The 12,665-nt window shown below is 34.9% G+C and carries 16 protein-coding genes; all 16 read right to left on the reverse strand.

What is annotated here, in order from left to right; translation table 11 throughout:
- Positions 1-1,776 (reverse strand): membrane protein insertase YidC, encoded by a 1,776-nt coding sequence (gene yidC, locus HH_RS00565; protein WP_011114955.1) that lies wholly within the window; start codon positions 1,774-1,776, stop codon positions 1-3.
- 4 nt (positions 1,777-1,780) lie between these two features.
- Complete coding sequence (yidD, locus tag HH_RS00570) at positions 1,781-2,161, reverse strand: membrane protein insertion efficiency factor YidD (RefSeq protein WP_083750341.1); 381 nt, start codon at positions 2,159-2,161, stop codon at positions 1,781-1,783.
- A gap of 3 nt (positions 2,162-2,164) precedes the next feature.
- Positions 2,165-2,605: a ribonuclease P protein component gene (rnpA, locus tag HH_RS00580; protein WP_011114958.1), complete on the reverse strand. Its 441-nt coding sequence runs from the start codon at positions 2,603-2,605 to the stop codon at positions 2,165-2,167.
- 23 nt (positions 2,606-2,628) lie between these two features.
- Positions 2,629-2,763 (reverse strand): 50S ribosomal protein L34, encoded by a 135-nt coding sequence (gene rpmH, locus HH_RS00585; RefSeq protein ID WP_011114959.1) that lies wholly within the window; start codon positions 2,761-2,763, stop codon positions 2,629-2,631.
- Between the two features lie 59 nt (positions 2,764-2,822).
- The gene (locus HH_RS00590; RefSeq protein WP_011114960.1) at positions 2,823-3,539 is read right to left on the reverse strand and encodes an OmpA/MotB family protein; all 717 of its coding nucleotides are present in this window, start codon (positions 3,537-3,539) and stop codon (positions 2,823-2,825) included.
- Between the two features lie 6 nt (positions 3,540-3,545).
- The gene (locus HH_RS00595) at positions 3,546-5,465 is read right to left on the reverse strand and encodes a hypothetical protein (protein WP_011114961.1); all 1,920 of its coding nucleotides are present in this window, start codon (positions 5,463-5,465) and stop codon (positions 3,546-3,548) included.
- A 21-nt stretch (positions 5,466-5,486) separates the two neighbouring features.
- Positions 5,487-5,867, reverse strand: a complete 381-nt coding sequence (locus HH_RS00600) for a biopolymer transporter ExbD (RefSeq protein ID WP_011114962.1) — start codon at positions 5,865-5,867, stop codon at positions 5,487-5,489.
- Positions 5,864-6,316 (reverse strand): TonB-system energizer ExbB, encoded by a 453-nt coding sequence (gene exbB / locus HH_RS00605; protein WP_011114963.1) that lies wholly within the window; start codon positions 6,314-6,316, stop codon positions 5,864-5,866. The genes HH_RS00600 and exbB overlap by 4 nt, the downstream gene beginning before the upstream one ends.
- Before the next feature lie 18 nt (positions 6,317-6,334).
- Complete coding sequence (gene smpB, locus HH_RS00610; RefSeq protein WP_034366439.1) at positions 6,335-6,796, reverse strand: SsrA-binding protein SmpB; 462 nt, start codon at positions 6,794-6,796, stop codon at positions 6,335-6,337.
- 7 nt (positions 6,797-6,803) lie between these two features.
- The gene (locus HH_RS00615) at positions 6,804-7,607 is read right to left on the reverse strand and encodes a 4-(cytidine 5'-diphospho)-2-C-methyl-D-erythritol kinase (protein WP_041308908.1); all 804 of its coding nucleotides are present in this window, start codon (positions 7,605-7,607) and stop codon (positions 6,804-6,806) included.
- A 6-nt stretch (positions 7,608-7,613) separates the two neighbouring features.
- Positions 7,614-7,853, reverse strand: a complete 240-nt coding sequence (locus HH_RS00620) for a carbon storage regulator (protein WP_011114966.1) — start codon at positions 7,851-7,853, stop codon at positions 7,614-7,616.
- Positions 7,825-8,679: a tRNA pseudouridine(55) synthase TruB gene (gene truB / locus HH_RS00625; RefSeq protein WP_011114967.1), complete on the reverse strand. Its 855-nt coding sequence runs from the start codon at positions 8,677-8,679 to the stop codon at positions 7,825-7,827. Before truB ends, HH_RS00620 begins: the two co-directional genes overlap by 29 nt.
- 62 nt (positions 8,680-8,741) lie before the next feature.
- Entirely contained in the window at positions 8,742-9,734 is a 993-nt protein-coding gene (locus tag HH_RS00630) for an ankyrin repeat domain-containing protein (RefSeq protein WP_041308912.1), read from the reverse strand.
- Positions 9,735-9,809: 75 nt separating this feature from the next.
- On the reverse strand, positions 9,810-10,670 hold the full coding sequence (locus HH_RS00635; protein WP_011114969.1) for an ankyrin repeat domain-containing protein: 861 nt from the start codon (positions 10,668-10,670) through the stop codon (positions 9,810-9,812).
- The gene (locus tag HH_RS00640) at positions 10,667-11,164 is read right to left on the reverse strand and encodes an HIT family protein (protein ID WP_011114970.1); all 498 of its coding nucleotides are present in this window, start codon (positions 11,162-11,164) and stop codon (positions 10,667-10,669) included. Before HH_RS00640 ends, HH_RS00635 begins: the two co-directional genes overlap by 4 nt.
- A gap of 12 nt (positions 11,165-11,176) precedes the next feature.
- On the reverse strand, positions 11,177-12,658 hold the full coding sequence (locus HH_RS00645) for a Mur ligase family protein (protein ID WP_011114971.1): 1,482 nt from the start codon (positions 12,656-12,658) through the stop codon (positions 11,177-11,179).
- Positions 12,659-12,665 lie beyond the last annotated feature (7 nt).

The following is a 12,665-nucleotide window of genomic DNA, read 5'->3' on the forward strand; positions in this document are numbered from 1 at the left end:
CTATCCCCTTTTATTTGTTTTTTCATCGTGATGAGCCGCGATTTCTTTTGCTTTTTTACCCTCCATAATTTTATTTATACTTATTTGTTGAATAATAGAAAATACATTATTAATTGTCCAATACAACACAAGCCCTGCAGGAAATGGAAAAATAATAAAGAAAATAGTAAATACCCAAGGAAGCATTTTAAAGATTTTTTCCTGCATAGGGTCTGTAAAGTTTGAAGGTGTAAGCTTTTGAGAAATATACATACTCACCCCCATTAATACAGGTAACACAAAATAGGGGTCTATTGCCGATAAGTCAGTAATCCATAGAATCCACGCTGAACTTTTAAGCTCGACAGCATTGTGCAACACACGATAAATAGCAAAAAATACAGGAATCTGCAAAATCAATGGCAAACATCCACCGAGTGGATTTGCTCCGTGCTTTTTATATAAATCCATCATATGTATTTGTAGCTTTTGTGGGTCATCTTTATAACGCGTTTGTAAATCTTTCATTTTAGGTGCTAAATCTTTGAGTTTTTGCATTGATACCATACCCTTATAAGTCAAAGGATAAAGCACTATGCGAACAATTAGCGTTAATAATACAATCGCCCAACCCCAATTTCCGCACAAATCATATAAATATTCAAGAAGTAAAAAAAGTGGTTTTGCAAAAAATGTGATACGCCCATATTCTACTACATCAGTAAGTGTATTCTCAATTCCTTGTAATTCGTGATATTCCTTTGGTCCTATATATCCTGCAAACTCTGCGTCCCCTTCAAATCGCACATAAGGCATAGGATTATGTGCATTATCACCGCTCATCACAACATATAAACCTTTTGGGGCATTGCTAAAAAACAAACTTGTATAATACCTATCCACACTTGCCACAAAGCTAGAAGAGCGAATATCCGCTGCATTTTTGGCTAAATAATCACTACTTGCATCACCATCTTCAAACTTTGTCAAAACACCATCTATATTATTACGCGTTATGACTCCACGAAATGCGTAAGTATCAGTATCAGCAGTTGGGCGCATACCATTACTCACAAAATATTCTATATTGGGCTTACTTAACTCTAAACGCACATCATAAGCAAGATTAGGGTGAATAGTAAGATATTTTTTAATAACAAGATTACCAAGATTTTGCGTGAGAACAATTTCAACAGGCGCATTTTCTAACTTAATGTATGAAATATTTGCTGTATAAGGCGTATCAAAAGCTTGTTGATTGATAGATGTATCACTAAAACGCATTTCCATTGTATGAAGTTGAGAATCCCCAAAAAGTGGTAATTTATCTCGTTTCTCTTTGTGGGCAGGTTTCATACCAAGCACCTCTCCTATCATTGCAAAAAGGCTAGTTTGCTCGTGTCGTATAAATTTTTCATCTTTAAGATAGACTTGCTTAATCCTACCAAGGGCATCAATTTCAAGCTCAAACTCATCAGAATCTACACGAGCAATAATTGTTTGCTTAAGTGAATGTGGCATTTGAGCACTAGAAGAAATCTCATTTTGCACACTTTGTGTGCTATCTTGAATATTTTGATGTGGAGCAACCTGTGTATTTATCTCTGTATGAGTGCTTGCTTGAATAGATTCTTGTGTATCTTGCGTATTTTGAGCTGTATGTGCTTGATGAGTATTTTGATGTGGTTTTTGTGGAAAAAAATACGCATATATTGCAAAAAAGGCAATAGAAAGACCTATTGCTATCAGCACACGCGTGAGGGACATACCATTATCTTGTTCGTTTGGACGATACATAATTTTAACCTCTTTCTTTATAAGAGAGTGTTTTAATAATATAAACTCGCATTTTATAAGTTTTTTTCAAAACGCATATTATATCTAAAAATCTTGTATTTGTGTTAGGAACAAACCAATATTTCACATCTTTTGGCATAAATGCAATATCTTTAAACTCTAAATATGCTTGAGGATAGGCGACACCGCCCTCAAAAAACTGATTGCAGCTTAAGATTCTTTGCATTGATTTGATACTTGCTTTCAATGGATTATCAAAGCGCAAAAGCCACAATGTATAATCAGAACAGCTTGGATAATACCGACAAGCCCCAACGCTTAAAGGTGAAAGACACTTTTGATAAAACCTTACAGCCTGTATCAAGGCACAGCGAACTATCCACATATTTTATCCTGCATAATGACTTATTTGATGTAAAACGCGAATATTACGAGTTTTTTTTGCATTATACATCTTTATAAAACTTGCAAGTAAATTATTTTTAAGCGTAGCAAAATCCATTTCTCTTATACCCTCCTTTACAACAATCAGAAAAATCACATCTTTAAAATCTGCGCAATTTTCATAAGCAATAGCTTTTATACGGCGTTTTATAAGATTACGCATATATGCTTTGCCAATTTTTCGCGAAACACTTAATCCAAGATGCAATTTTGCATTACGCGATTGAATAGATTGAAATATTCTTTGTTGGCGAAGCGGATAAGACTCTCGTATAGATGAAAATTTAAGCATATAAAGCACAAAATCTTTGTGAAAAAATCGTTGAGCATTTCTATAAACAAAATCAAATTCTGCTTTATTCTTGAGGGTATCCAACCTTGCCAAATATATTTACCTATTGCACAAAACTATACTGAAAGCCTTTTACGACCTTTTGCTCTTCTTGCGTTAATAACACGCCGACCATTTTTTGTTTTCATTCTTGCACGAAAGCCGTGTGTGCGTTTTCTAGGTGTATTGTGTGGCTGGTAAGTTCTCTTCATTTCTTAACCTTCAGATAAATTAAACTGGCAATTATGCCAATTTTTTGCTTAAAAAGAAGTTATTTAATCTCAAAATCTTTGCTAATCTCAAGGATTCTAAGTAAATCTTTATTCGCTTTTGTAACAACCCGAAACTCTACTCGTCTTGATTTGTCATCATCTTCAAGCGGTTTAGCAAAAGACAAACCATTAGCACGAAACACCTTAATAAGCCACTCTTTATAATTATTGATACTTTTAAGATTAAAACAATATTTTAATACTTCTAAAGCCCTTGCTTGCGAAAGTTCAGCATTACCAAGATAACGTTCTTCAAGAGTATGAGCCACATACCAACTTTGCGATGTATGCCCTTCAATACGCACTTCCTCAATGTTATCTTGAAATTTTGGCAAAGAGAGAATCTTTACATATCGTGGAAAAAAATCATTCAAAATATCTTGAAATCGTTTTTTAACCTGTGCCGCTCCTGTATCAAAAAGCACTTCTGGCTCATTAAAACGAATCGTATTATCCTCATCAATTTGCGCATCCCATCGTTTCAAATCTTTACTAAATTCTTTCAATAATGCCTCATAAAGCTCTTGCTGAAGATTAGAATAATTTTTTGCAATCTCACTCATAGCTTGATTAAGCTCTAGCAATTTTTGGTTGTGTATCTTTAAATCCTCTTGTGTTTTTTGGGTAATAAGCATAAAAGACACCATAATGAGCAAAAAAATCATCATAATGCCCGCCATCATATCAGAAATACTAATCCACTGATTATGCTTCATTTTATCCTACCTAGAACCTATAATTTCACGCACACGGCGCAAAAACCACTCATAATTTTCCTTAAAGTTTTCAAAACTTGCACTCATTGATTCATCAAGCGAAGCAAATGTAGTTTTAATTTCTTGTTGCAAAGATTTATTACCCTCAATGTTCTCACTTAAAATATTTTGCACATTACGATAGAGTTCAATAAGTTGAGCACTATTGTGATGAATCTGTGCATTAAGATTCCCCAGATGTGAAAGGAGATTATGCTGCAAATCACCAAAATCTTTTACCACTTGCACACCCATATCCTTAGGAATTGCTACAGAATCTTTAGTAAGTTTTTGCATAATTTTGAGATATTCGCTCGCCATTTTCTTAAGGAAATTGCTCACATTTTCATATTGTGTATTCAACGCTGTATCAGTGCGAAGCGCAAAATCATTTAAGCCCTCCAATCGCGCTTGAATAATTTCTTGCTCTTTATTTAATACAGAATCCATACTTGCGCTCAAAGTAGAAAGGTAAGTCTCTTGCATACCTTGCATACCCTTTGCCATATCCCGCATTATGGTTTCATTATGTGTATTTAAATGCGAGAGGCTCGATTCAAGACTTTCTACTATCGCCGTGTGATTTTTGGCAATATGCTCTCGCAAACGCGCAAATTCTGCTGAATTATGTGTACTTGATTCTATATTTTGCTGGATATTTTTCTCTAATTCGCGGCTTAAATTTTCAATTTGTGTATGTGCGTTACTTAAAATAGCTTTGAATATTCCCTCACTCTCCTGTGCAAGATTACTACATTGTGTGCGGAAAAGTGCGCTATGATTCTCAAGAGATTGTGCAATATTATCTTGTGCTTTATTTGAACTATCCTCTATAAAGATTCTCAAAGTCTCCATATTTACATTAGCGTGTTCATTGAGCTGTAAAAAGTAAGTGTCAATTCTCTTTTTAAGCTCTTCAATATTTTGTGTAGCAACCTCTTCAAGCTTACCAAAACCTTGAACAGCGCTTTTAAAAAATGTGTCTATAATCCCCAAACAAGCTCTTGCATTCTCACCAAGCGTGGCAACTTCACTAAGTTGAGCGTGAAGCATATCTCCTTTTGCTTTCATCTCATCAATCATATTTAAAGTCTTCCCATAAAATGCCATAGTTTGTTCATTTTGTGCATTAATAGATGCCAAAGTAGCCTGTGTAGCACTCATTGCACTTGCACTCTCTTGCATTGCACTTTGAGTTTGAATAAGCAAAGTTTGAGTTTGCTCAATATGCTGCTTATAATTTTCCTGCCACAAAAGAAGCTTACCTACTGCACTATTAAGTTCTTTAAAATTATCTCCAAATTGATTTTGTAAATTATGGTTAAAATCTCTAATGACAAGTTCCAATGCGCTAATCAACTCCTTAGAGGCACCGCTAGCAAGCTGCTTAATGGCTTCTTGTAAAGAAACATCTATCTTTTGAAGTGCAGATGCTAAAATCTCATTTGTAGTAGCGTTTATCTGTAATATATCCTCTTTAGTAGGCAATTCAAGCGCTTTATGATTAATCTCTTCAAGAGATTTAAGATAGTTTAAATTCCCAGCTTGATGGAGCAGATAATCTAGATTCATATCTTGGGTGCTTTTAATACCCTTTGCCCTTTGTATAATAGAAAGTGTAATAGCCAAACCCATACCCACAATAGAAGTATAAAATGCAGTCTTTAACCCATCAAGCAGCAATGGCACGGAATCTTGCAAGGCAAGAGTATCAAATCCCATAAGTCCTACAAAAATTCCTACAAATGTCCCAAGCACTCCCGTGCTCATAATAATTGCCTTAAAATCCTTGTGTGCAGGCTCACCAAAAGTTTTAAAATCCCACACAAATAGCCCCACCATTAAAATAGTAAAGCAAATATTAATCAGCCAATTTAACTCTTGCATAAGCCCTCCTTTAGTTGGAATCTATTTTTGTTCTGCAATAACATACACATCATTAATACCTTTATCACGCAACATTGTTGTAATTTCAAGGAAAAACTCTAAGCCACTTTGCCTATCACCACGAATGATAACTTGTATGTTTTTATCAAGCTGCTCAAGCTGTGCGCCTATCTCTTGGAGTGAAAGAGGTTTATCATCAAGAAAAAAATCTCCTTCTTTATTAATTGTAATGCTGTGTGTTTCTCTTTTATCTGTATTTTGTCCTTGTGTCTGATCAATTTGAGGCACATCAACTTGGATTCTTGACTGCACCACAAATGAAGCACTTGTAAGCACTATCACAAGCAAGACAAGCATAATATCAATAAAAGGTATCAAATTAAGAGAATCTATTTTTTTCATATATCATACCTTGTAGGGGTTTTTGGCTTATGTGGAGGATTATGTGCAATATCCCAAAGTGAAAGCAATACTTCGCTCCTACGAAGTAAAAGATTATAAAATACGATTGAGGGTATAGCCACTATTAGTCCTGCTGCAGTGGCTTTAAGTGCGAGCGCCAATCCAGACATAATATTTTGCGTATCTATGAGAGAAGTAGAGCCAATTTCTACAAAAGTTACCATAATACCAATAACTGTCCCTAAAAGTCCAATATACGGGGCATTTGAACCAATTGTAGCAATGAGTGTTAGTCGCTTGTGGAGCTCTAACTCTAAGATTCTCTTATCACTAAAAGCATCAAGGTTTATCTTACGATATGCCCACCAACGCTCTAATGCCAAACCAAGAACTACTATACTTAAAAAGAGTAAGAATCCAAGCACCCCATAATCAACTATTTCCTTCATATCTAACTCCTTTATAGGCTACAACTTTTTGCCATAGCTTTTCATATGCGCTCTTGCTTCACGCTCAAGCATTTTTTTCTTAATGCTCTCTCGCTTATCGTGCAATTTTTTCCCTCGCACAAGTGCAATACAAAGTTTAATTTTATTTTTTTGATTAAAATAAATGTTTAATGGAACAATGCTTAAAGATTCTTTGCTTACACTCCCAAACAATTTATCAATCTCTTTTTTATGAAGCAAAAGTTTCCTTTCTCTGCGTTCATTGGGCTTAAAATGCGTATAAGTCGTTTGTAAAAATGAAATATGAGCATTAAACAAAAAGGCTTCTCCGCGTATGATTTTTATAAAACTATCTTTAAGATTTACTCGTCCTGCGCGAATACTTTTTACTTCGCTTCCTTGCAACACAATACCACTTTCTAAACTTTGAAGAATCTCATAATCAAAATATGCTTTTTTATTTTTTGCAATCACTCGTATGGGCATATCAAACTTGCTCCTGTCTAAAAAAGCTACTGCCACTGCCGCTAAAATACCAACCTTCGCCAAGCTCTTGTGCAATATCCCTAAGATGTGGATAAATCTCACACGCACTTTCATATAAATCATTGAGGGTGCTTTTAGAAAAATGATTTGAGAGCAATTCAAGACTAGTTTTTGCAAACCACTCATTTGCAGGTGCGCTATATGAGCGCTTATGCGCTTTGATGGAATCTGCATAGCATTTATAGACTTTTGTAGTATCACAAAATATATGTGGTGGCGTATAAATGCTGTATTGTAATGGTTTTTCATTTAGAGATTGAATATATTGCCCTTTTCCGCTCACATTTGCACTCTCTTCCCCACTCACAAAAAATGCTACATCTGCTCCAATCTTTTCTCCCACTGCCATAAGCTGTTTTTGACTTAAACCTAGCCCAAAAAAATTGTTTACCCCAATAAGAAATGCTCCAGCATTTCCACTTCCCCCACCTAATCCTGCACCTTTAGGTATAGATTTTTGCACTTCTATTTTTACACACTCAATGGCTTTTACAGCAGTCTTTTGTCCTTGAATATCTAAAAAATCTTGCAATACGCATTTTGCTTTATAAATAAGATTATCTTTTTCCTCGCAATCAAAATCCCCTTGTAAAGTAAAGCAAGAATAATGTGTGATATTCATTTCATCATATAGCTCTCCTTTTGCCAAAACAAAGCGAGAATGAATCTGATGAAAGCCATCTTTGTGTCCCAAAATTTTAAGAAAAATATTGAGCTTTGGATAAATTTTGATAGTTTCACTCATTTTTGTTCATTTCTTATGGGCTTTAAGCAAAAACTTTATCTCTGATACAGCTTTTATATCATCACTTTGCGAAGCTTGTTTGTTCTGTGAAGTAATTGCCTCTTTAAGCTCTCCACGTAAAATCACACAATTTTCTGGTGCAGAAAACCCGAGTCTCACGCTGCCTTTGTCAATGGAGATAATCTTTATTTCAATATCATCGCCAATTATCACGCTGTCATCTTGTTTTCTTGAAAGTATCAACATATTCTATCCTATTTAAAATGTATTGTATGCCACCATTTGAAAATATCTCAATTATAGAAAAAAAATCCTCAAAACAAACTATATATTTTCCTTTTTGGGCATTTTTTAATGTAATTTTTTTACCATCATACATCTGCTTAGAGAATCTGTGCATATTTTCTAGTTGAGGATAAGGGAGATACTCAAGTGGATTAAGGATTCTTATTTGCTCTGTGGCACTCACGCTCATTTGTCCCTCACTTATTCGCTCTAGGCTTGAGAGCACACCATTTACGCCAAGCTTTTTGGCTATTATCTCCCCAATACTTCGCACATATGCACCCTCACTCACACTCACTTCAAAATGCACAAAAGGGTGATGATATGATAACAATGTAATATTATAAATACTCATTTGAATCTGCTGTAGAGTAAATACCTTACCCTCTCTTGCAAGTTTATATGCCCTTTGTCCATTGATATGTTTTGCGCTAAAAGCAGGAGGCGTATAATCAAAAGTGCCTTTTAAAGAAAAGAGAATCTTCTCTATATCACTCTGATTGTATTCAGGGATAATCTCAATAGATTCTATATGCTCAATATCCAAACTTGCAGACTTTGCACCAAGCCAAAGTGTCGCTCTATAAGCTTTAGGCACTTTTTGTAAATGCGGAAAAAGACGCGTATAGCTACCAAATCCCACTACAAGCACACCTTTTGCAAAAGGGTCAAGTGTGCCAAGATAACCCGCCTTTGACATACCAAAGTGCTTTTTTAAACGAGAGAGACACGCATTTGAGCTTAAAAATGGTGGCTTATACGCAGCCACGAGTAGAGCATTTGCCAATATATATCCTTATTTAATATGCAATCTGGCATTATATGGGATTTATAATAAGTATGTCAATCCTATTTTGCTCCATATTTGATAAGTAAGGCAATAACAGATTTTAAGTGATGATATTTTTTATCGCGATACTTGGTGTTTTCAAGCAAAGTTTCAGGCTTATATGATGAGGGGATATAAGAATTCACATCTCCACCATTGAGTATGAAAAATTCAAGCAAGTCTAACATTTCCTGCTCTTTTTTGATATCCAAATCAATCTTATACGAATTAATCTTATATATTATTTCAGCCATTACATTTACTCTCTCAACCCAATCTAATCCTCTATAATACAAGCGTACAACATAATTCATACACTCTTTACAACCTTGCTCTTTTGCCTTTAGAAAAACTGCCTTTATTTCATCTATACCAAAACCATTATTCCTAAAACCTTTATTTAGCATAGCATATAATAATCCCCAGTTCTCACAAGTTATATCCTCTAAAGGCTCATTAATGCGCTCTAGCATCAAATGAAACGCCCTAGAACTAAATCCATTATAGCTAAAATCCCTACTTGCCCAGCATAGATATTGAACCGACATATTAGATTCTTCTAAAGCCCTATTTACAACAAGCTCTGCCACTTCATCAGTAATTTTTCTATCCAAGAGATTGAGTAGCAAAAAGCCTTTATCAAATATAACCCTTGCTCCATATTCTAAGAGAAGCTTTGCCATTTCATTATCTCCACGAGATAAAGCAATATAAAGTGCGCTCTTAGAATCACCACCTAGATTCACATCTCCGCCAAGTCGCAAATATAAACGCACATTCTCTATATCACCGCGTGCCACAAGATAGTGCAAATCCCTATATCTATAATTTGACGCATTATAGTCTTCTTCATTTCCCTCAAAGCCTTTCATCGCTCCAAGATATAGTAATAAGGTAACTTTTTTGGGATTATAATCATTGCTATATGTAAAATCTACGCTATGTATAAGCATACTTCCAAGCACTACACGATATAAAAAAATACCAATGAAAAAGACAAGTCCTATAAACACTATTCTTTTAAGAAGTTTTTTTATCTTAACCCATTTGTTTGTATGGTTTATAGTCTCCAAACTTTGCAAGAGAATCTACCAAAGTTGAAGTTCTGTGCTTGTTTTTTTATAAAGATTTTTATTTTTCCCCTCAAGGTCATATTCTACTGCGAATCCATATTTAATATTACTTGCACCCGATTTTTTAATGCGAATTGCCTCATAAGTATCAGTAGGAATACTCAAACTCCCAACTGATGCGCTTGAACGTGGAGGGATTTTCCTATTTACTTCAGTCTCACTTATTAAATCTCCATTGATATAGAGTGCCATATAAGTAATTGTAGCAAATTTCTCACTTTCATTACTGATAGTAATATTTACACTTCCCTGTCCTAAATTAAATCCAGAAGCTTTCAGTGTAATATCATCATTTTTGATACTCACTGCAGGCAAAGAGCGATTTGCAAGAATATAACGCGCTGGTGTATCTCCTTTAAAGTTTTCCGCATACATATCCGCACCATTTGACAAAAGAAGCTTTATCATTTCCGAATTTTTTCTCATTACCGCATAGTGAAGTGGCGTATTACCTAAATGTTCATCAGCTACCCTCACCTTTGCTCCTTTATTTATAAGCGCTTGAGCAAACCTAAGATTGTTTAAAGCGACAACTTTAAGCAAAGGGGTTTCGCCGTGGCATACTGCATTCACATCAGCTCCGCGTTCAATGAGTAAATATAGAATCTCCATATTTCCCTTGCGTGCTGCATCATAAAGTGGTGTGCTTCCACGCAATCGTGCTTCAATATCTGCTCCAAGATTAATACCCTTGCGCACCTCTGTATAATTATTGCTAAAAAGCAAATGATTGTATCTCTCATTCGCCCCATAACATAATGCTGCTAAGACAAACCATATATATAAAATCCCTCTTACACCTTGAAAATGCTTCATACTTTCTCCTTTGCGAAATGTTTTAAGCTTAAGTATTTTATCTTTTTATACACACTATCAAAATCCATTCCATAAGTGCGCACATCACCAATGCTTGTTATAAAATTTGTATCACCTATATAACGTGGCACAAAGTGGATATGCAAATGTTCGGGTATGCCTGCTCCACCGGCTTTTTTGATATTTAAACCCATATTCACACCTTGCGCACCATACTCATAAAGCACATTCATTGCTTTGTATGAAAGCTTGTGCAAATGCAACCAAGTCTCTAAAGGTAACTCTTCAGGTGAATCACGATGAGTTAAAGGAATAAGCATAAAATGTCCGGGTGTATAAGGATAAAGATTCATAACACCAAAGGCAACATCATCACGATAGATTACACGATTACATTCGTCATCTTGCGGATTATTTGCAATCGCGCAAAATACGCAGCCTTCAGAACAAGAACCAAAATACTTACTTCGCCAAGGTGCATAGATTCTCTCCATTGCCGCTTTTCCCTAAATATAACTTGGAGCATCATTGCTAAAAAGCACTAAATCGTGGGCTTGAGAGCAAGATTTGAGCATATCTTCAAGCATAGACTTATCTTTAAGAGTAATCTTTTGTGTATTATAAATGTGTTTAGATAGAATCTTTGCATTGAGTTCGCCCGTAATGATAACAATGTCAAATACCTTATCAATAGCTTGGGCAAGTTCAATATTAGCTTCTTTTGTGCTCTCTACTATGCCGGGCGTAACAATAATCTTTCGCCCTTGATAAAGTGAGCAAAGACGAATAGCCTCTTTCATTCCCTTAAGATTCCCATTAAATCCATCATCAATAATCAGCTTTTGATGTGTCTGTATCTTGTTAAGACGATGAGGGATGGGCTCTATTCTTTTTACAGCTTTTTGTATTTCTTCTACTTGCAAACCAAGCTCCACACCCATATAAATCGCTGCACTCAAATTTACAACATTAAAAACGCCTAAAACCATTGTTTCAAAGTGATGCCACTCACCCTTAATAAAAAGTTCAAAGCTTGTGCCATCAAGATTTGCATCAATATTACGCACATTTTCTGGAAAATACTGAATCTTTTTGGTTATATTTGGTTCTATATGAGGTGATTTAGGATTATCTTTAAAAACAAAAGCTTTTTTTAGCCTTGAGCTTTGCAATAGCTCAAATTTTGTTTCTACAATATTTTCAAGGCTTTTAAAATACTCCAAATGCTGCTCACCGACTTCACCAATAACAGCATAATGTGGATTCAAAAATTGGCTAATAAGTGCAATATCGCCTTTTAAACGCGCTCCTGCTTCAATAATATAAATCTCTGTAATATAATCTAAATTTTGATTAATATCTGCCACAATCCCTGTATGCGTATTAACGCTTCTAGGTGTAGCATATACGCGATACTTTTCTTTAAGAATCTGTGCTAAAAAGTTTTTCATACTTGTTTTGCCATAACTGCCTGTTACACCAATAATAATTAATCTTGACATAATATCAAGTTTCTCTTTAGCGAGAATAATATAGCGATTAAGTAAAATATTTTCATATATTTTTGAAATAATACTCGCAAACACAAGCGGCATCAAATCAAACAATCTACTATTAACGTCTAATATGTAACATAAAGCCTCATTAAAGGACATAAAAATAAAGAAAATAACGAAAAACTTTAATACTCTTTGAGTGAAATTCAATCGCTTATCAAGCTGTATTGCCCATATAGCTATTGCAATAAAATATATTATACTCAATCCTATAAGCATATAGCTACTTAATGGTTCTTGGATAAAAACACTTCCTACATACACAGCAAGTGGCAATATAAAATAATATATATGCCATTGCCATTTGTGGTGCATTAAAAGCACTCGCTTAAAGCTATAATTATACCACTGCAGATTTGTCATTCCATAATATGCAAGACACAATATAACTACCCATTGTGCAATCGTATCAATGATAAACATTTCTTCCATACTACTT

Origin of the sequence: Helicobacter hepaticus ATCC 51449 (genome assembly GCF_000007905.1) — a bacterium.
GTDB classification, from domain to species: domain Bacteria; phylum Campylobacterota; class Campylobacteria; order Campylobacterales; family Helicobacteraceae; genus Helicobacter_C; species Helicobacter_C hepaticus.

Excerpts from the sequence above, each read along its gene's own strand:
- yidC (WP_011114955.1), bottom strand. The coding sequence starts at position 1,776 with ATGTATCGTCCAAACGAACAAGATAATGGTATGTCCCTCACGCGTGTG.
- yidD (WP_083750341.1), bottom strand. The coding sequence starts at position 2,161 with ATGTGGATAGTTCGCTGTGCCTTGATACAGGCTGTAAGGTTTTATCAA.
- rpmH (WP_011114959.1), bottom strand. The coding sequence starts at position 2,763 with ATGAAGAGAACTTACCAGCCACACAATACACCTAGAAAACGCACACAC.
- HH_RS00590 (WP_011114960.1), bottom strand. The coding sequence starts at position 3,539 with ATGAAGCATAATCAGTGGATTAGTATTTCTGATATGATGGCGGGCATT.
- HH_RS00595 (WP_011114961.1), bottom strand. The coding sequence starts at position 5,465 with ATGCAAGAGTTAAATTGGCTGATTAATATTTGCTTTACTATTTTAATG.
- HH_RS00600 (WP_011114962.1), bottom strand. The coding sequence starts at position 5,867 with ATGAAAAAAATAGATTCTCTTAATTTGATACCTTTTATTGATATTATG.
- exbB (WP_011114963.1), bottom strand. The coding sequence starts at position 6,316 with ATGAAGGAAATAGTTGATTATGGGGTGCTTGGATTCTTACTCTTTTTA.
- HH_RS00615 (WP_041308908.1), bottom strand. The coding sequence starts at position 7,607 with ATGAGTGAAACTATCAAAATTTATCCAAAGCTCAATATTTTTCTTAAA.
- HH_RS00620 (WP_011114966.1), bottom strand. The coding sequence starts at position 7,853 with ATGTTGATACTTTCAAGAAAACAAGATGACAGCGTGATAATTGGCGAT.
- HH_RS00635 (WP_011114969.1), bottom strand. The coding sequence starts at position 10,670 with ATGAAGCATTTTCAAGGTGTAAGAGGGATTTTATATATATGGTTTGTC.
- HH_RS00640 (WP_011114970.1), bottom strand. The coding sequence starts at position 11,164 with ATGGAGAGAATCTATGCACCTTGGCGAAGTAAGTATTTTGGTTCTTGT.
- HH_RS00645 (WP_011114971.1), bottom strand. The coding sequence starts at position 12,658 with ATGGAAGAAATGTTTATCATTGATACGATTGCACAATGGGTAGTTATA.